The sequence below is a fragment of the Pseudomonas sp. EL_65y_Pfl2_R96 genome, from assembly GCF_963970905.1.
Lineage (GTDB): Bacteria > Pseudomonadota > Gammaproteobacteria > Pseudomonadales > Pseudomonadaceae > Aquipseudomonas.
This window is the reverse complement of the sequence record NZ_CAXAQH010000007.1, coordinates 174,264-192,325: the sequence shown is the minus strand read 5'-3', so window position 1 is coordinate 192,325 and position 18,062 is coordinate 174,264. Positions and strand designations below refer to the sequence as shown.

20 protein-coding genes are annotated in these 18,062 nt (G+C 60.1%); 11 read left to right on the top strand and 9 right to left on the bottom strand.

Going from position 1 to position 18,062, the window contains the following annotated elements; all coding sequences use genetic code 11:
• Positions 1 to 116: 116 nt before the first annotated feature.
• From AACY49_RS10705 to AACY49_RS10685, 5 genes are all read left to right on the top strand, one after another.
• On the top strand, positions 117 to 1,043 hold the full coding sequence (locus AACY49_RS10705) for a sugar ABC transporter substrate-binding protein (RefSeq protein ID WP_320394048.1): 927 nt from the start codon (positions 117 to 119) through the stop codon (positions 1,041 to 1,043).
• A 70-nt stretch (positions 1,044 to 1,113) separates the two neighbouring features.
• Positions 1,114 to 2,679 (top strand): sugar ABC transporter ATP-binding protein, encoded by a 1,566-nt coding sequence (locus AACY49_RS10700; protein WP_339523547.1) that lies wholly within the window; start codon positions 1,114 to 1,116, stop codon positions 2,677 to 2,679.
• Positions 2,680 to 2,857: 178 nt separating this feature from the next.
• A complete protein-coding gene (locus tag AACY49_RS10695) occupies positions 2,858 to 3,880 on the top strand; it encodes an ABC transporter permease (protein ID WP_320394050.1) in 1,023 nt (340 codons plus the stop codon).
• A 327-nt stretch (positions 3,881 to 4,207) separates the two neighbouring features.
• A complete protein-coding gene (locus AACY49_RS10690; RefSeq protein ID WP_007907888.1) occupies positions 4,208 to 4,612 on the top strand; it encodes a TraR/DksA family transcriptional regulator in 405 nt (134 codons plus the stop codon).
• A 218-nt stretch (positions 4,613 to 4,830) separates the two neighbouring features.
• Complete coding sequence (locus AACY49_RS10685; RefSeq protein WP_339523543.1) at positions 4,831 to 6,435, top strand: methyl-accepting chemotaxis protein; 1,605 nt, start codon at positions 4,831 to 4,833, stop codon at positions 6,433 to 6,435.
• Between the two features lie 8 nt (positions 6,436 to 6,443).
• Here AACY49_RS10685 and AACY49_RS10680 read toward each other — a convergent pair whose 3' ends face one another.
• Positions 6,444 to 6,683 (bottom strand): DUF2789 domain-containing protein, encoded by a 240-nt coding sequence (locus tag AACY49_RS10680; RefSeq protein ID WP_258700130.1) that lies wholly within the window; start codon positions 6,681 to 6,683, stop codon positions 6,444 to 6,446.
• A 331-nt stretch (positions 6,684 to 7,014) separates the two neighbouring features.
• On the opposite strand from AACY49_RS10680, the gene AACY49_RS10675 reads away from it, so the two are divergent.
• Positions 7,015 to 7,647 (top strand): hypothetical protein, encoded by a 633-nt coding sequence (locus AACY49_RS10675; RefSeq protein WP_320394052.1) that lies wholly within the window; start codon positions 7,015 to 7,017, stop codon positions 7,645 to 7,647.
• The gene (locus tag AACY49_RS10670) at positions 7,640 to 8,218 is read left to right on the top strand and encodes a hypothetical protein (RefSeq protein ID WP_258700132.1); all 579 of its coding nucleotides are present in this window, start codon (positions 7,640 to 7,642) and stop codon (positions 8,216 to 8,218) included. The genes AACY49_RS10675 and AACY49_RS10670 overlap by 8 nt, the downstream gene beginning before the upstream one ends.
• Before the next feature lie 91 nt (positions 8,219 to 8,309).
• Here the strand turns inward: AACY49_RS10670 and AACY49_RS10665 are convergent, their stop codons facing one another.
• Together AACY49_RS10665 and AACY49_RS10660 are read right to left on the bottom strand one after the other, a co-directional pair.
• Positions 8,310 to 8,540: a hypothetical protein gene (locus AACY49_RS10665; protein ID WP_258700133.1), complete on the bottom strand. Its 231-nt coding sequence runs from the start codon at positions 8,538 to 8,540 to the stop codon at positions 8,310 to 8,312.
• A gap of 159 nt (positions 8,541 to 8,699) precedes the next feature.
• Positions 8,700 to 8,948: a hypothetical protein gene (locus AACY49_RS10660; protein ID WP_258700134.1), complete on the bottom strand. Its 249-nt coding sequence runs from the start codon at positions 8,946 to 8,948 to the stop codon at positions 8,700 to 8,702.
• A 409-nt stretch (positions 8,949 to 9,357) separates the two neighbouring features.
• On the opposite strand from AACY49_RS10660, the gene AACY49_RS10655 reads away from it, so the two are divergent.
• From AACY49_RS10655 to AACY49_RS10640, 4 genes are all read left to right on the top strand, one after another.
• Positions 9,358 to 9,828, top strand: a complete 471-nt coding sequence (locus AACY49_RS10655) for a hypothetical protein (RefSeq protein WP_008035847.1) — start codon at positions 9,358 to 9,360, stop codon at positions 9,826 to 9,828.
• The gene (locus AACY49_RS10650) at positions 9,828 to 10,031 is read left to right on the top strand and encodes a hypothetical protein (protein ID WP_258700135.1); all 204 of its coding nucleotides are present in this window, start codon (positions 9,828 to 9,830) and stop codon (positions 10,029 to 10,031) included. Before AACY49_RS10655 ends, AACY49_RS10650 begins: the two co-directional genes overlap by 1 nt.
• 119 nt (positions 10,032 to 10,150) lie before the next feature.
• Positions 10,151 to 11,167 carry an ABC transporter substrate-binding protein gene (locus AACY49_RS10645; protein WP_320394055.1) on the top strand — a complete coding sequence of 339 codons (1,017 nt, stop codon included), beginning with the start codon at positions 10,151 to 10,153 and terminating at the stop codon, positions 11,165 to 11,167.
• A gap of 149 nt (positions 11,168 to 11,316) precedes the next feature.
• Positions 11,317 to 11,754 (top strand): DUF3995 domain-containing protein, encoded by a 438-nt coding sequence (locus AACY49_RS10640; protein WP_320394056.1) that lies wholly within the window; start codon positions 11,317 to 11,319, stop codon positions 11,752 to 11,754.
• A 125-nt stretch (positions 11,755 to 11,879) separates the two neighbouring features.
• Here the strand turns inward: AACY49_RS10640 and AACY49_RS10635 are convergent, their stop codons facing one another.
• Genes AACY49_RS10635 through AACY49_RS10610 form a run of 6 tightly spaced genes read right to left on the bottom strand, consistent with a single transcriptional unit; the run spans position 11,880 to position 17,955 of the window.
• Positions 11,880 to 12,242, bottom strand: a complete 363-nt coding sequence (locus AACY49_RS10635) for a Na+/H+ antiporter subunit G (RefSeq protein ID WP_339523538.1) — start codon at positions 12,240 to 12,242, stop codon at positions 11,880 to 11,882.
• On the bottom strand, positions 12,239 to 12,517 hold the full coding sequence (locus AACY49_RS10630; RefSeq protein WP_237881723.1) for a K+/H+ antiporter subunit F: 279 nt from the start codon (positions 12,515 to 12,517) through the stop codon (positions 12,239 to 12,241). Before AACY49_RS10630 ends, AACY49_RS10635 begins: the two co-directional genes overlap by 4 nt.
• Positions 12,514 to 13,002 carry a Na+/H+ antiporter subunit E gene (locus AACY49_RS10625; RefSeq protein ID WP_258700139.1) on the bottom strand — a complete coding sequence of 163 codons (489 nt, stop codon included), beginning with the start codon at positions 13,000 to 13,002 and terminating at the stop codon, positions 12,514 to 12,516. Before AACY49_RS10625 ends, AACY49_RS10630 begins: the two co-directional genes overlap by 4 nt.
• Positions 12,999 to 14,684, bottom strand: coding sequence for a monovalent cation/H+ antiporter subunit D (locus tag AACY49_RS10620; protein WP_339523532.1), 1,686 nt, complete (start codon positions 14,682 to 14,684; stop codon positions 12,999 to 13,001). Before AACY49_RS10620 ends, AACY49_RS10625 begins: the two co-directional genes overlap by 4 nt.
• A complete protein-coding gene (locus AACY49_RS10615) occupies positions 14,681 to 15,025 on the bottom strand; it encodes a Na+/H+ antiporter subunit C (protein WP_007935994.1) in 345 nt (114 codons plus the stop codon). Before AACY49_RS10615 ends, AACY49_RS10620 begins: the two co-directional genes overlap by 4 nt.
• Complete coding sequence (locus AACY49_RS10610) at positions 15,025 to 17,955, bottom strand: monovalent cation/H+ antiporter subunit A (protein WP_339523527.1); 2,931 nt, start codon at positions 17,953 to 17,955, stop codon at positions 15,025 to 15,027. Before AACY49_RS10610 ends, AACY49_RS10615 begins: the two co-directional genes overlap by 1 nt.
• Between the last annotated feature and the right edge of the window lie 107 nt (positions 17,956 to 18,062).

The window sequence follows — 18,062 nt, the reverse complement described above, 5'->3', positions numbered from 1 at the left end:
ACGCAAGGGCGCCCTGGTCTGCTGTATTCCGGGTGCACCGATTGTCCGTTTGCCCACTTACTGAAATCGTCACGCCTTATCCATAAAACCAACAAGAATGTGGAGAAAGACCTTTCATGAAGACCAAGATCCGTTTCGCCTCACTGGCCTTGTCCCTGATGCTCGCCAGCGGCGCCGCCCTCGCTGACATGAAGATCGGCGTCAGCATGGCGCAGTTCGATGACACCTGGCTGACCTACCTGCGCGAGTCCATGGACACAAAAGCCAAGTCCTATCCCGATGGCGTCAAGCTGCAGTTCGAAGACGCCCGCAGCGACGTGGTCAGGCAGTTGAGCCAGGTAGAAAGCTTCATCAGCCAGAAGGTCGACGCCATTGTGGTCAACCCGGTGGATACCGCCGCTACCAGGAAAATCACTGAAGCAGCGGTCAAGGCCGGCATTCCGCTGGTGTACGTCAATCGTCGTCCCGATGACCTGAACCTGCCCAAAGGCGTGGTCACTGTCGCCTCCAACGATCTGGAGGCCGGCCAGATGCAGATGCAGTACCTGGCCGACAAGATGGGCGGCAAGGGCGACATCGTGATTCTGCTGGGTGATTTGGCCAACAACTCCACCACTAACCGCACCAAGGGCGTAAAGGAGGTGCTGGCCAAGTACCCGAACATCAAGATCGAGCAAGAGCAGAGCGGCATCTGGTCGCGAGACAAGGGCATGACCCTGGTCAACGACTGGCTGACCCAGGGCCGCAAGTTCGACGCGGTCGTCTCCAACAACGACGAGATGGCGATTGGCGCGGCCATGGCCTTGCAACAGGCGGGTGTCGCCAAAGGTAGCGTGCTGATCGCCGGTGTCGACGGTACGCCCGACGGTTTGAACGCGGTGAAGAAGGGCTCTCTGGTGGTTTCGGTGTTCCAGGACGCCAAGGGTCAGGCCGATGGTTCGGTCGACACGGCGGTGAAAATGGCCAAAAACGAACCGGTCGAGCAGGCCGTGTGGGTGCCGTATCGCTTGATCACCCTGCAAAACGTTGACCAGTTCAAATAATCCGTCCGTTCGATAACAACAATAAACACGCAAGGTGGCGATCGCGACCTTGCTGATGGAGTACCTGATCATGTTCGCTTCAGCGACTGCTTCGAGCACCCCGTTGGTGGGTATCCAGCCAACCGCGACACCGGTCGATGAACCGTACCTGCTGGAGATCATCAACGTCAGCAAGGGGTTTCCCGGTGTGGTGGCCTTGTCCGATGTGCAGCTTCGGGTCCGCCCCGGTTCCGTGCTGGCCCTGATGGGTGAGAACGGCGCCGGCAAATCCACCCTGATGAAAATCATTGCCGGCATCTACCAGCCAGACGCCGGCGAGTTGCGTCTGCGGGGCAAACCGGTGGTCTTCGAAACACCACTGGCGGCGCTTCAGGCCGGGATCGCGATGATCCACCAGGAACTCAACCTGATGCCGCACATGAGCATCGCCGAGAACATCTGGATCGGCCGCGAACAACTCAACGGCCTGCACATGATCGATCACCGCGAAATGCACCGTTGCACCGCCAAGCTGCTGGAGCGTCTGCGGATCAACCTCGACCCGGAAGAGCAGGTGGGCAACTTGAGCATTGCCGAGCGGCAGATGGTCGAGATCGCCAAGGCGGTGTCCTACGACTCCGACATCCTGATCATGGACGAACCGACCTCGGCCATCACCGACAAGGAAGTCGCCCATCTGTTCTCGATCATTGCCGACCTCAAGAGCCAGGGCAAAGGCATCATCTACATCACTCACAAAATGAACGAAGTGTTCAGCATTGCCGATGAAGTGGCGGTGTTCCGTGACGGCGCCTACATCGGCCTGCAACGGGCCGACAGCATGGACGGCGACAGCCTGATTTCGATGATGGTCGGCCGCGAATTGAGCCAGTTGTTCCCGGTGCGGGAGAAGCCGATCGGCGATCTGCTGCTGTCGGTGCGCGACCTCAAGCTGGACGGCATTTTCAAAGACGTCTCCTTCGACCTGCATGCCGGGGAGATCCTTGGCATCGCCGGGTTGATGGGCTCGGGGCGGACCAATGTCGCCGAGGCGATTTTCGGCATCACCCCAAGCGACGGTGGCGAAATCCGGCTCGACGGTGAGGTGGTGCGCATCAGCGATCCGCACATGGCGATCGAGAAGGGCTTCGCGCTGTTGACCGAAGATCGCAAGCTCAGCGGCCTGTTCCCGTGCCTGTCGGTGCTCGAGAACATGGAAATGGCGGTGTTGCCCCATTACGTCGGCAACGGCTTCATCCAGCAGAAAGCCTTGCGCGCCTTGTGTGAAGACATGTGCAAGAAGCTGCGGGTGAAAACCCCGTCGCTGGAGCAATGCATCGACACGCTGTCCGGCGGTAATCAGCAGAAGGCCTTGCTGGCGCGCTGGCTGATGACCAATCCGCGCATCCTGATTCTCGACGAGCCGACCCGGGGCATCGATGTCGGCGCCAAGGCCGAGATCTACCGGCTTATCTCCTACCTCGCCAGCGAAGGCATGGCGGTGATCATGATTTCCTCGGAACTGCCGGAAGTGCTGGGCATGAGCGACCGGGTCATGGTCATGCACGAGGGCGACCTGATGGGCACCCTCGACCGCAGCGAAGCGACCCAGGAACGGGTGATGCAACTGGCCTCGGGTATGTCCGCGGTTCACTAATGAGAAGATGAACACAGTCCAAGGGTGAAAGGGGATTGTGTGGCGAGGGAGCTTGCTCCCGCTGGGTTGCGAAGCGGCCCTAAAAGAATGGGACTGTTGCGCAGTCCAACGGGAGCAAGCTCCCTCGCCACAAGCAAGCTCCCTTGCCACACGGATTTCATTTGAAGGATGAGTGGTTATGAACGCGATACTGGAAAACAAGCCAGCAGTGGCACCGGTCAAGAGTCGCCGGCGCTTTCCGACCGAGTTGAGTATCTTCCTGGTACTGATCGGCATCGGCCTGGTCTTCGAACTGTTCGGCTGGATCGTGCGGGACCAGAGCTTCCTGATGAACTCCCAGCGTCTGGTGCTGATGATCCTGCAAGTGTCGATCATCGGCCTGTTGGCGATCGGGGTGACCCAGGTCATCATCACCACCGGCATCGACCTGTCCTCCGGTTCGGTGCTGGCGCTGTCGGCGATGATTGCCGCCAGCCTGGCCCAGACCTCCGACTTTGCCCGGGCGGTGTTTCCGTCCCTGACGGACTTGCCGGTGTGGATTCCGGTGATCGCCGGGCTTGGGGTGGGATTGCTGGCGGGGGCGATCAACGGCAGTATCATTGCGATCACCGGGATTCCGCCGTTCATTGCCACCCTCGGCATGATGGTCTCGGCTCGCGGCCTGGCGCGCTACTACACCGAAGGTCAGCCGGTGAGCATGCTCTCGGATTCCTACACGGCCATCGGACACGGCGCGATGCCGGTGATCATTTTTCTGGTGGTGGCGGTGATCTTTCACATCGCCCTGCGTTACACCAAGTACGGCAAGTACACCTACGCCATCGGCGGCAACATGCAGGCGGCACGCACCTCCGGGATCAACGTCAAGCGGCATCTGGTGATCGTCTACAGCATCGCCGGGTTGCTTGCAGGCCTGGCCGGGGTGGTGGCGTCGGCGCGGGCCGCGACCGGGCAGGCCGGGATGGGCATGTCTTATGAACTGGACGCGATTGCCGCGGCGGTCATCGGTGGCACCAGCCTGGCCGGTGGCGTAGGGCGCATCACTGGCACCGTGATCGGCGCGTTGATCCTCGGGGTCATGGCCAGCGGCTTTACCTTTGTCGGTGTTGACGCTTATATTCAAGACATCATCAAGGGGCTGATCATTGTGGTGGCGGTGGTCATCGACCAGTACCGCAACAAGCGCAAACTCAAGCGCTGAAGCCGGACGAAAGACGAAAATGCGCCACGCCTGACCCGCGTGGCGTAGCCGTTTGTCTTCTATATACAGCTGCTCGACTGAATTTCTTGATATAAACGCACTCCGATAAGCACCTCAAAGCCTGCCATAGAGCACTTTCAGGACCTTGTCGGACAGATTTGCTGTCTTTTCAGTTGCTGAGGCCTCGAGTCGGCCTTAGACTGCCGCCCCTCGTAAATTGAGTGCCGGGTGGCGCTTGGAATAAACGGCGCCGTTCCAATGACAGCCACAGGCTCAACGGAACGCTCCCTAATTCGCCTTAATGCACGTTTTTTTATAGAGATATCAATGACAAAGGACAAGTTGCTGGCCATGCCGGCGGATGACTACATGAATGCCGAGCAACATGCTTTTTTCTCTGAGCTGTTGCAGAACATGAAAGTCGAAACCCATGAGCGCATCGAACAGAATCGCATCGCCATCGAGAGCCTGGACACCCCGGCCGATCCGGCTGACGCGGCTTCCGTCGAAGAAGAGCGCACCTGGCTGGTGAACGCGATCGATCGCGACCAGCGCATGCTGCCTCAGTTGGAACAGGCCCTGGAACGCATCAAGGAAGACAGCTTCGGCTGGTGCGATGACAGCGGCGAGGCCATTGGCCTGAAACGCCTGCTGATCAGCCCGACCACCAAATACTGCATCGAAGCTCAAGAGCGTCACGAGCAGATCGACAAGCACCAGCGTCAGGCCTGATTCAGTAGCGCCCCCATCGCGGGCAAGCCCGCTCCCACAAGTTCAACACGGACCTTGTGGGAGCGGGCTTGCCCGCGATGCTTTTCGACGTCTGCGAAAAAGCCGACGCACTTCTATTGATCTGCTGCACCCCCTACTACTAACGGACCATAGATAATGGCCTTGTAGTGGCGTTTAATGCGGATACAACAATTAGAAGATGCCTGGGGTGACAATCGATGACGCGAGACGGGTCTCTGGCTGGGGCAGTGCCTGCAGCCGTACTTTTGCCGAAAAACCTGTGGCTCACGCCGACCTTGCAAAGCATCGCCCTGACGCTGTTGCTATGCGGCATGGCATTGGCGGGCTGGTCGCTTTACCTTGGCCTGCCATTGGCCGTGCTGATTATCTGGCTGCCGCGCCTGCGCTCGCGCACCCTCCCTGCGGCAGCCCCCGCAGACAGCACCAGCGCCATCACCGGGTTGACTCGCGATCTTTCCTATACCACCAGTCATAACGCTTTGTCGGCTGCCAGCGTGGCCTTTTCGGTCAAGCAACTGGCCGACAAACTGCAATCGCAACTCGGCGCCGCGGCGCAGATTGTCAGCAACGCCGAAGTGATGATCGCCACCGAACACGCGACATCGAAACTTAGCCGGGAAGCCTTGAGCGCGGCCAGCGAAGCCCATCAGAGCAGCGCGGCAGGGCGCACGGAACTGGTCGAGTCCATTGCGCGCATGCATCAACTCAGTCAGCGCGCCAGTAGCAGCCGTGAGCTGATCGAAGCCCTGAGCCTGCGCAGTGACGATATCCAGCGGGTCACGCTGGTGATCCAGTCCATCGCCAGCCAGACCAATCTGTTGGCGCTGAACGCGGCCATCGAAGCGGCGCGGGCCGGGGAGCACGGTCGCGGCTTTGCCGTAGTGGCCGATGAGGTTCGCGGGTTGGCCGCGCGCACGGCGACGGCAACCGGCGAAGTCGGGGAGATGGTCGCCGATATTCAACAACGCACGGCGCAAGTGGTGGAGCAGATCCGTCAACTGGCCAGCGATCTGAATACCGGCGTCGCGCAGGTCGAGCACACGGGGCAGCACCTGGAAAACATCGCGCGTCTGACCGACGGCGTCGAAAGGCAGGTCGGGGAAATCGCCCAAGGCGCGGACACCAACCGAGAACAGCTCGACAGTCTGTTCCACGCCATCGAGCAGATGCGCAGCGATCTGGCGATCAGCGACCAGCAAACCCAGCGTCTGGCCCTGGCGGCGGTGCAGATGGAAGGGCAGGCTGAAACCATCAGCGAACGCCTCGCCGAAGTTGGACTGGATGATTACCATCAGCGGATTTACGACTTGGCCCGCGAAGGGGCGAGCCAGATTGCGGCGCGTTTTGAAGCGGATGTCGATCAGGGCCGGATCAGCCTCGATGATCTGTTTGATCGCAATTACCAGGTGATCCCCAACACCAGCCCGGCCAAATACCAGACCCGTTTCGACCGCTACACCGATCAGGTATTGCCGGCGATTCAGGAACCGTTGCTGCCGCGTCATGAAGGCCTGGTGTTCGCCATCGCCTGCACGCAGCAGGGTTATGTGCCGACCCACAACACCGTGTTCAGCCAGCCGCTGACCGGTGATGTACAGGTCGATACCCTGCAAAACCGCACCAAGCGCAAGTTTGCCGACCGCACCGGGGTTCGCTGTGGCAGCCATCAGCAGGCCGTGCTGTTGCAGACCTACACCCGCGACACCGGTGAACTGATGCACGATCTCTCGGTGCCGATCATGCTCAAGGGCCGGCATTGGGGTGGTTTGCGCCTGGGTTACAAACCGGAACGTCCTCGCTGAACCCGTGGCTAGTGGATCTGGTGCATGCGCAGGTTCAGGTCGTCGACCACGTGCGCCCAATCGGCGTCTTCACGCAGTTGTTCCTTGAGGAAGCCGGCTTGTTGCGGGGTCCAGAACTCGGCATCGATGAGTTTCTTGTCATCGGGCATGGGTGAATGACTTGCAATGAAATCGTCGATGGCCTTTTCGCTGGAGTCCAGACCGAGCTGGTCGAACAAGCCTTTCAAGTCATGTGTGGGTGAATCCATCTTCATCTCCTTGCAGATAATCAGTCGCCTCGGGTGCGAGATCCGAGGTGCGGCTTCATTGCATCTGAGGGAGCCGCACGCCAAGTGTTCGATAGGGTTTTAGCAGTTTTCTGCGGATTCGCCACCAATGATGGCAATGAGCTATTGCTTGTCGTTGTTTCAGCGATTACGATGCCGTCGAATTTTTGGCGTCATCAAGCCGCCACTCAAAGAGTCCGCACATGGATGTTGTCGTCTCGGGTTTAGCGCCTTGCGCTGCTGATTTGCCCATCCCTTGCGTGATTTCTTTCGAGTCGACCCACCCCCGATCCCGCAGAAAAGGATGTAAGCAGTGAAGCGTCTTGTTTATCTGATGGCCATCGCACTTGGCCTGTCGTTGACTGGCTGTGTGTCTTTCACGCCGCTGGGGCCCATTGGCGAACCCTTGAACCCTGCGCCGTCCACCCTCGATCGCAGTGCCGAGATCAGCGACGTGGTGATTTCCGCTCCCGACCTGGACGACAAGGTGCGTGTCGCCGGCAGCCGACAACTGACCGAGCAGGTCAGCGCCTATGTCGATAAAAGCGACTACTTCAAGCGAATCGTGGTGTTCCCGGCCAAGGCGGGCGAAGACGACGTGGTGCTCAAGTTCAACCTGACCTCACTGGCAGGCAAACGTACCATGCACCCGGCTTACATCCCCGGCGCGCTGGTGACGCTGACTATCTGGATCTGGGTCGACGGGCCGATTTACGTCGACAAATACGACCTCGCCGGCGAACTGATCATCGAAGACCGTCAGGGCAAGCAACTGGCCAGGTCGGTCGAGCAGGTCAAGCTCGACAAGAATGTCGGTATGTGGAACGCCGACTACCTCAATCCACGCCTGGGCGGTGCCCAATTGCGCGACCTGATCGCTCAACTGCTGGCCAGTGCCACCCCTCAATTGCGTACACCGTCAAAGGAACTGGCTGCTCATGAGTAAATATCTTCTGGTTTTGCTGCTTTTGGTCAGCAGCACCCTGACCGGCTGCATTTCCTATTCCCAACATGAATTGGCGCCGGTGGACCAGTGGCCGCCAGCGCAGGCCCGGCAGGACAAGCCCAGTGCTTATCTGCACGTGACCACCCAGCAGCAGTTCAACGGCGAACTGTCGGGTGGTGTCGGCAATGCGGCGCTGGTGGAACAGAATATGCTGGAAACCTTCAAGGCGTCCGGGCAGTTCAAGAACGTGACCACGGACAAGGTCGACTCGAACCTGTACGTGACGAGTACGTTGACCAATAACGAGCAGGGAAATATCGCGAGCGCCTGGCTGACAGGCTTCACGTTCTTCGTGATCCCGACAACGTTCAGCAACACCTTCACGCTGGAAACGGTGTTCAAGGATCGGGAAGGCAACCTGCTGGGCAAAATCGTCAAACAGGAAAGCACGCGTACCTGGATGCAGATTTTGCTGATTGTCGGCTTGCCGTTCAATGAGCGTGGGGACGCGGTGCTCAAACACCTGACCCAAAGCACGCTGGATGAAGCAGTCAAGCGCAAGCTGATCTGACCGGTTGTCGAGATTAAGGCGTGCTATCTGCACAAGGCTGGCACGCCACTGACATTCTCAGGCTTGACCTGCTGCGTTATCCACTCCCATCTCAGGCGTTCAACGCCCCCTCATCGACGGCAAGCTTCAGGGCTTTCGCGGCATCCTGGGCGGCAATGGCCGCGACATCCGCGGTCTTGAACCAGCGATCCTTCTCGACCTGGTGATACGTCAAAGTGGTCAACGGTGGTTTGGTGCGCATGATAATGACTGCCTGGAATTCGCCGTCGACCTCTCTGGCTTCGCCCCGGATAAAAAATTCACCGATATCAAATTCCGTCACGTAGCAGTCTTCCCTTGGAAATATTCTGTTGTGTTGAACGCCGTCCGCCCTGGGGACGGGTTTCATTGGTCGGGCAGTATGGCAGTAGTTGCCTGCCGGCGGCTGAGTTAAGTCACCGGCGTGACGAAACGTCTATAGAAATGCGGGCTGCAAGGCGCGTCAGCTGTATGACTCGAGTGAACGGGCAAGGGCGCAGGCATCATTATGGTTGCCGCGGAAACCTCTGACACGGCCGGTGGATATTTCCCTGATGTGAAAAAAGGCGTTGCCGGCCAGTACCACCTGAAAACGCGGGAACAGACACTCTTCAGGGAGGAAATCCTGTTGCCGGAGCACCCTCGAATGTAGAGGTGACGAGTCGTTTTTGTTCCGTGCCTGAGGCAGGACGAAGTGAGTCAGTGTGCACATATGAAGTCCTTTTCGTGGTTTTACCGACGTGTGTACGTTGTTTTGGGTAGTCTCGGTGAGCGTCGCTGCTCTAGAATTGCCGTCACTGGTTGGCGATTGATGCCCATCTAAAGCAATTTTTTACTGGCGATATGTCGGAAAAGTGCTTCTTTTAAAGAGATTTTTCCCTAAAGTTGGTAGTCCGGTTTTCTCTGGCCGTCAGAAAGGCGTTTTCCTTCAACCTCTGACGACTGCCAGGCAAGACGACGTGAGGGATGTTCCAGTAATCTTCTCAAACCTCGCGATGAATGGGCCCTCTGCTCATTCCAGGATTCGACCCGGGTCATTTGGCTACACCTCGGCATTGCCGCTTTTTTCTGCTGTGCGCGTTTCCTGCGTACGGCATCATTTCAGATGTGGGGATGTTTCCTTGGCAGTAAGTAATCTCGATATGCATGCTTTGTTCGTACTGGGTGATTTGCGCGCAAAGCTGGTTAAGCAGTTTCAGTCACGTTTCGTCTACATCACCGAACAGAACGCTGAAGGCATTTACATTGCCGAGATCGACACCGAATCAGCGCTGGTGGTGGATGACAAGCCTGGGCTTAAACTCAAGGTCGGCGATCATTTCAGCGCCTCGGTGTTGCCCAGTCGCGAAGGTGGCAAACTGGACATCAAGTTCCGCGAAATCAAGCTCACGGTGTACGGACTGGGGGATTACGCGTTCGTGACCACCGCAGACGGCCATGGCATTGTGTTCAAGGAAGGTCATAGCGTAGTGATGGTGTTCGCGGCCCACCAACAGTTGCAGGAAGGCCTGACCAAAACCCTGAAGGCCGTGACCGCCAAAGCCGCCAAGTGGCGCAAGGGCGAACTGGTGACCTTCAAGGCCAGCGAGTAATGACCCTGACCCGCGCCGATTTCCACGAACAGAACCAGGCCAGCGCCCGAGCCGAGGCTCAGCGGCTGTTTGACCAGAAGGTTGTTTTGCAGGGAACCTGGCTGAGTTGGGTGGCATCACAGATCTACCTGCTGCGTCCGGCGGCGTACGCCAGCATGGTCAGAAGAGAGCTCGCGCGCTTGCAGGAACCTTCTGAAAAATAATCCTCGCCCCTCGAAAGCAGAAACCTCTACTACAGTCAGTTGACTGAGTATTCAGAGGCTTGCGATCTTCTTTGTCAGGCCATCCTGCTATTGCTGTGAACAGCGCGAGGTGCAAGAGCATGAAGGGATTTCGACGGTTACTGGCCGCTACCCTGGCCACGTTCGGCGTGTTGGCTTCACCCGTTTCGGTGTTCGCTGCCCAGGCGCCGATCCACTTCGCCGACCTGAACTGGGAAAGCGGCAGCCTGATCACCGAGACTTTGCGGATCATCGTCGAGAAGGGCTACGGCTTGCCGACCGACACCTTGCCGGGAACGACCATTACCCTGGAAACCGCACTGGCCAACAATGACATTCAGGTCATTGGCGAAGAGTGGGCGGGCCGCAGTCCGGTCTGGGTCAAGGCTGAGGCCGAGGGCAAAGTCGCGAGCCTGGGCGATACGGTCAAGGGCGCCACCGAGGGCTGGTGGGTGCCGGAGTATGTGATCAAGGGCGACCCGGCCAAGGGCATCAAGCCGCTGGCGCCGGGCCTGCGCAGTGTCAGCGATCTGCCGCGCTACAAGGACGTGTTCAAAGACCCGGAAACCCCGAGCAAGGGGCGCTTCCTCAACAGCCCGATCGGGTGGACCTCGGAAGTGGTCAACAAACAGAAGCTCAAGGCGTATGGGCTGGACGACAGCTACGTGAACTTTCGCAGTGGTTCGGGGGCGGCGCTGGATGCGGAGATCAGTTCGTCGATTCGTCGCGGCAAGCCGGTCCTGTTCTATTACTGGTCTCCGACGCCGTTGCTCGGCCGCTTCAAATTGATTCAGCTGCAAGAGCCGCCGTTCGACGCCGAAGCCTGGAAAACCCTGACCGAAGCCGATAACCCCAACCCGAAACCGACTCGCTCGCTGCCCTCGAAGCTGTCCATCGGCGTGTCCGCGCCTTTTCAGAAACAGTACCCGCAGATAGTCGAGTTCTTCAGCAAGGTCGATTTGCCGATCGAGGCGTTGAACAAGGCCCTGGCGGACATGAGCGAAAAACACACCCCGCCACGCCAGGCGGCGCAGGCGTTCATGAAGGCGTACCCGCAGGTGTGGCAAGCCTGGGTGCCCAAGGAAGTGGCGGACAAAGTCTCTGCCGAGTTGAAATGAACCGATTTATGTACACGCGGGAATTCCCGGATGTACATAAAGCCCGTAGGCGCGCGCGTGCAGCCGAGCTACCGTCGATAACGAATGCCCTTACAAAAACACCCAATGAAGTTCATCCTGCTGCAACATTTCACACCGGATGTCTGAATATGAGCCTATTGGTCGCGCAATGGATTGCTGCAATTTTTTTATTCATCAGCCTGGTCCACCTGTATTGGGCCGCAGGTGGCAAGTGGGGCAGCGAGGCAGCGGTGCCGCGCGTACCCGGGGAGGGCGGGGAGGCATCCAGGCCCGCATTCAAGCCGTCGGGCTTTGCCACGTTGCTGGTGGCGGTGGGTTTGCTGCTGATCGCGATGCTGGTGTGCCTGCGGGTCGGGCTGTACCTGCCCACGGTGCATCACTGGTCGTTGCAATGGGTGATCAGCGCGATCGCCATGCTGATGTTCGCCCGGGCGATCGGCGATTCGAATTTGATGGGGTTCTTCAAGCAGGTCAAGGACTCCAAGTTTGCCCGGCTGGATACTTGGGCCTATTCGCCATTGTGTGTGGTGTTGGGAGCCGGATTGTTGGCAGTGGCCTGGATTTGAGCCGACCTGACTATCGCCATCGCGAGCAGGCTCGCTCCCACATTGGATCTTCAGTGTTCACAAAATCCCTGTGGGAGCGAGCCTGCTCGCGATGAGGCCCGCCCAATCAACAAAAACTTCTGAACTTAACTCCCACTTTCCGTACGCCGACTACTCACCTCCGCCGGCACATCATCCCCGGCCATGCGCTTGCGAAACAGCGCCGCCCGGGCCAGCAGCAGCGTGGTCACCGGCACGGTGATCGACAACAGAATCGGAATCAGCCAGGCATGCAGCACCGGCCCTGACTTGAGCACCGAAAAATAAATGATCGACGCCAGTGCCACGCACCACGCGCCCAAGGTCGAAGCCAGTGCCGGTGGGTGCATGCGTTGGAAGTAATCCTTCATTCGCAGCAACCCGACCGCGCCGATCAGCGCAAACAGGCTGCTGAACACCAGCAGAGTCGCCACCGCAATTTCCACCCACAAAGACAGTTCAGTGCTCATTCGATCACCTCGCCGCGCAGCAGGAATTTGGCCAGGGCAAACGAGCCGACGAAGCCGAACAGGGCAATCAGCAGCGCCGCCTCGAAGTAAGTGTCGCTGGCATAACGGATGCCTAGCGCGAGCATCATCAGCATGGCGACGATGTACAGGTAATCCAGGGCCAGAACCCTGTCTTGGGCCGACGGGCCCTTGAACAGGCGGATCAGGGTCAGAATCATCGCCACCGAAAAGAGGAACAGACTCAGCAGGATCGCGTTTGACAGCAATGCGCTCATTCGAAGATCTCCATCAAGGGGCGCTCGTAGGTCGCCTTGAAGTGCTGGATGAATTGGCTTTCGTCATCCAGATCGAAAACGTGCAGCAACAGAATGCTGCGATCCAGTGCCAGCTCCGACCAGACCGTGCCGGGAATCACCGTGCAGATGATCGACAGCGCCGCCAGGCCGTTGGCATCGCGCAAGTCCAGCGGCACCTTGATGAACCGCGAGCGAGGTGCACGCCGCCCGGCATTGAGCACGCCCCAGGCCACGGCGAGGTTGGACACCAGCACATCGCGTCCGACCAGCAAGAACAAACGCAGGATCACCCCGGGGCGACGTATGCGAATCGGCAGCGGCCGCAGTTTGCGCATCATCAGCGGCGCACAGATACCAAGTACCGCGCCCAACAGCACATTGCCGGGGCTCATCGACAGGTTCAACACCAGCCACAACAGCCACAGCGCCAACGACAACCACGGTGCAGGAAACAGACGCTTCATGGTTGCTCCTCCACCCGTGCTGCGCTGGCTTGCGGGCTCGCAATTGCACGGGTGCCAAGCACCGCCATCACGTATGGCTGAGGATTATTCAGCGCCTGCGCAGCCGCTTGGGTGTAACGCAGCAGCGGTTCAGCCTTGAACGTCAGCGCAATGCTCAGCCCCAGCAGAACGACGACCGGCACGCATTCCAGGCGGCGCAGCAAGGGTGACGGACGCTCTTGCGGGGCCCAGAAACGCTGGATGCCCAAACGCGAGAAAGCGATCAACGAGGCCAGGCCGGACAGGATCAACAACGTCAGCAAACCCCACGCACCGTTCGAAACCGGTTCGTCGCCGCCATTACCCAGGCCCAGCGGATTGAGCAGGGCGCTGAGCAGGCTGAGTTTGCCGATAAACCCGGACAGTGGCGGCATGCCGATGATCAGCAAGGCGCAGGCGATGAAGCTCAGACCGAGGAAGGCCATGGTCCAGGGAATCACTTGGCCGACCACGACTTTCTGGTCGTCATCGAGGTTGATGCCTTTGGGTGGCTGCAAGGACTCCAGAGGCCGTGGCAGCAGCTCGCCGTCATCGAACAGAGGCATTTCGTTGGCCGAACGCGAACGCTCGATCAACTCGGCCAGCAAGAACAGTGCACTCAAGGCCAGGGTCGAGCTGACCAGATAGAACAACGCCGCGCCGATCAGGTTCGGCTGGGCGAAACCGATGGCCGATAACAGGATGCCGGCCGACACCAGAATGCTCAGGCTGGCCATGCGTTCCAGGCGTTGCGCGGCGAGGATCGCCACGGCGGCGCAGACGATGGTCGCCATGCCGCCGTAGATCAGCCAGTCGCCACCGAAGTACGCGGATGCCCCGGCCTGGCCGGAGAACAGCAGCGTCCACAGGCGCAGCAAGGTGTAGACGCCAACCTTGGTCATGATCGCAAACATCGCCGCCACCGGCGCGCTGGCCGCGGAATAGGCCGGCACCAGCCAGAAGTTCAGCGGCCACACCCCGGCCTTGGTCAGGAACGCCACCGCCAGAATTGCCGCACCGGCATGCAGCAAGCCGCGATCGGCCTCCGGCACCAGCGGGATCTTCAGCGCCAGGTCGGCCATGTTCAGCGTGCCGGTGACGCCGTAGATCAGCGCCGCGCCAATCAGAAACAGCGACGAGGCCAGCAGGTTGATCGAGATGTAATGCAGCCCCGACGACACCCGCGCCCGGCCCGAACCGTGCAGCATCAGCCCGTAAGAGGCGGCGAGCAGCACTTCGAAAAACACGAACAGGTTGAACAGGTCTGCCGTGAGGAAGGCGCCGTACAGGCCCATCAACTGAATCTGGAACAGCGCGTGGAAGCTTGAACCGGCCCCGTCCCAACGGGCCATGGCGAATAGCAGCGCGCTGACGCCGATGATCCCGGTCAGCACCAGCATCAACGCCGACAGGCGATCGACCACCAGCACGATGCCGAATGGCGCCTGCCAGTTGCCCGGCAGGTACACGCCGATGGAGCCGGGCACGCCGGTGGTTTGCGTCCATTGCAGCAACATCACGGCAATGCCCAGCCCCAGCAGGCTGGAGAACAGGTTGATTTTGGCCTTTAACGGGCGGTGTTTCTCGCCCAGCATCAGCATCACGGCGGCGGTCAGCAGCGGCAGCAGAATCGGTGCGACGATCAGGTGGGGCAGCGCCATCATTCTTTAGGCTCCCGGCCATCCACATGGTCGGTACCGGTCAGGCCCCGGGAGGCGAGCAGCACCACCAGGAACAGCGCGGTCATGGCGAAGCTGATGACGATCGCGGTCAGCACCAGTGCTTGCGGCAGCGGGTCGGTGTAGTGCAGCAAATCCTGAGGCACGCCGTCCTTGATGTTCGGCTCCTTGCCGATGAACAGGCTGCCCATGCTGAAGATGAACAGGTTGACGCCGTAGGACAGCAGGCACAGGCCCATGACCACCTGGAACGTCCGTGGCCGCAGTATCAGCCACACGCCGGACGCGGCCAGCACACCGATGGCGATTGCGATGACTTCTTCCATCAAATGGCTCCTTGCGTGACGACGGCTTTGGCCACGGGCCTGGTTTGCGCGTTGGTTTTATGACCGCGTACCGATTGGTGGGCGAGGGCGGTCAGGATCAACAGGGTCGAACCGACCACCACGGCGTACACGCCAATGTCGAAGAACAGCGCACTGGCGATGTGAATGTCGCCCAGCAGCGGCAGTTCGAAATGCCAGGTGTGGGTAGTCAGGAACGGATACCCGGCCGCCATCGCCCCAAGCCCGGTGACCGTGGCGAACAGCAGCCCGGTGCCCATCCAGCGCAGCGGGCGCAGGCTCATTTGCGCTTCGACCCATTGGGTGCCGGCGACCATGTATTGCAGGATGAACGCCACCGACATCACCAGACCGGCGACGAAACCGCCACCCGGTTGGTTGTGCCCGCGCAGGAACAGGTAGACCGACACCACAAACGCAATCGGCAGCAGCAGACGGACCAGCACCGCTGGCACCATCATGAAACCGAGCGCGGTGTCGCTGGCGTGACGCGGGTTGACCAGATCGGTGACCACATCGGGCGCCAGCAGGCGCTGTTGGGCTGGCAGTTGCAGGCTTTCTTTCGGTGGGCGGAAGCGTCGCAGCAGGGCGAACACGGCCAGGGCCACCGCCACCAGCACGGTGATTTCGCCGAGGGTGTCGAAGCCACGGAAGTCCACCAGCATCACGTTGACCACGTTGCTGCCGCCGCCTTCGGGCAGGGCGCGACTGAGGTAGAACGAGGAAATATCGTTGGGCGTCTGACGGGTCAGCATGGCGTAGGACAGCAGCGCCATGCCACCACCGACCGCGATCGACAGCAGCAAGTCGCGAACCCGCCGCACCCGCGCCTTGCGCAGGCTGCTCGGTAACGGCGACACCTCTTCGATCCGTCGCGGCAACCAGCGCAGGCCGAGGAGGATCAGCACCATGGTCACCACCTCGACCGCCAGTTGCGTCAGGGCCAGATCCGGCGCCGAGAACCAGACGAAGGTCACGCAGGTCATCAGGCCGCAGACGCTGACCATGGTCAGGGCCGCGAGCCGGTGATATTTGGCTTGCCAGGCTGCGCCGAGGGCGCAGGCAATCGCCAGCAGCCAGAGGATCACGAACACGATCGAGCCCGGAATTTTCGCCCGGTCGCCCCAGCTCAGGCTGCTGTGCAGCATCGGGATCAACCCGGCCAGCACCGCGGCGAGCACCACCACAAACAGTTGGGTTTGCAGGCGCTTGGTGCTGATCCGCCGCTCCAGTCGCCGGGCCAGACGCATCATGATCACCAGGCTGCGCTCGAACAGGCGCTTGCCGTTGAAGTGGTGGATCACCGGCGGGTGCATGAAGCGCCCGCGCTTGAGCTGATTGCGCAGCAGCAGATAGAGCACGATGCCGCCGGACATGGCGATCAGGCTCATGATCATCGGTGCGTTCCAGCCGTGCCAGATCGCCAGGCTGTACTCGGGCAGCGTGCCGCCCACCACCGGCAATGCCGCCGCCGCGAGCAACGGGCCGACCACTTGAGCGGGGAACATCCCCACCACCAGGCAGGTGAACACCAGCAACTCCACTGGCGCACGCATCCAGCGCGGCGGCTCGTGCGGGGTGTGCGGCAGGTCGGTGGCGGTCGGGCCGAAGAACACGTCGACGGTGAAGCGCAGGGAATAGGCCACGCTGAACGTCCCGGCGATGGTCGCGACGATGGGCAGGGTCATCTCGATCCAGGCCGTGGCGTTGATGAACACGGTTTCGGCGAAGAACATCTCTTTGGACAGGAAGCCGTTGAACAGTGGCACGCCGGCCATGGAGGCGCTGGCGACCATGGCCAGGGTGGCGGTGAACGGGATCAGTTTGACCAAGCCGCTGAGTTTGCGGATGTCCCGGGTGCCGCTTTCGTGGTCGATGATTCCGGCGGCCATGAACAACGAGGCCTTGAACGTGGCGTGGTTGAGAATGTGGAACACCGCGGCCACCGCGGCCAGCGGACTGTTCAGCCCCAGCAGCAGGGTGATCAGGCCCAGATGGCTGATGGTCGAGTAGGCCAGAAGGCCCTTGAGGTCGTTCTGAAACATCGCGCAGTAAGCACCGAGCAACAGGGTGCAGGCGCCAGCCCCGCTGACGATGTAGAACCATTCCTCACTGCCGGACAGCGATGGCCACAGGCGAGCGAGCAGGAAGACCCCGGCCTTGACCATGGTCGCCGAGTGCAGATAGGCCGAGACCGGTGTTGGCGCCGCCATGGCGTGGGGCAGCCAGAAGTGGAAGGGGAATTGTGCGCTTTTGCTCAAGGCGCCGATCAGGATCAGGGGTAAAAGGATGGGATAAAGGGCATGTGCGCGAATCAGATCGCCGGCGGCCAGGACCTTGTCCAGGTCATAGCTGCCGACCACATGGCCGAGCAGCATGACCCCCGCCAGCAAACACAAACCGCCGGCACCGGTGACCATCAACGCCATGTAGGCGCCACGCCGCGCATCGGCGCGGTGGTGCCAGTAGCCGATCAGCAGGAATGAGAAAAGGCTGGTCAGCTCCCAGAAAAACACGATCTGGATCAGGTTGCCGGAGATCACCAGCCCCAGCATGGCGCCCATGAACGCCAGGAAAAACGCGAAGAAACGCGGTACCGGATCGTCCGGTGACATGTAATAACGGGCGTATAGCGAAACCAGCGTGCCGATGCCCAGCACCAGCATCGAGAACAGCCAGGCGAAACCGTCCATGCGCAGCACGAAGTTCAGGCCCAGGCTGGGTAACCAGAAGAATTCTTCTCGGATCACGCCGCCATGGGCGATTTGCGGGTACAAGAGGGCGACCTGGACGGTGCCGATCAAGGCCACCAGGCCAGCCAACAGTGATTCGGTGTTACGCGCATTGTGCGGCAGCAAGGCTGCCAGACAGCTGCCGATAAAAGGCAGAAGCAGTAGAACTATCAGGGACATAGGCTTCTAATCTGCGGAAGTTTGTGAAGCATCATACGTGCCAGCTCCCGGTTCGCCAAACGCCAAGCTGTCGCAGAATCCTACAAAGTAGACGGAAAATTCCTGTT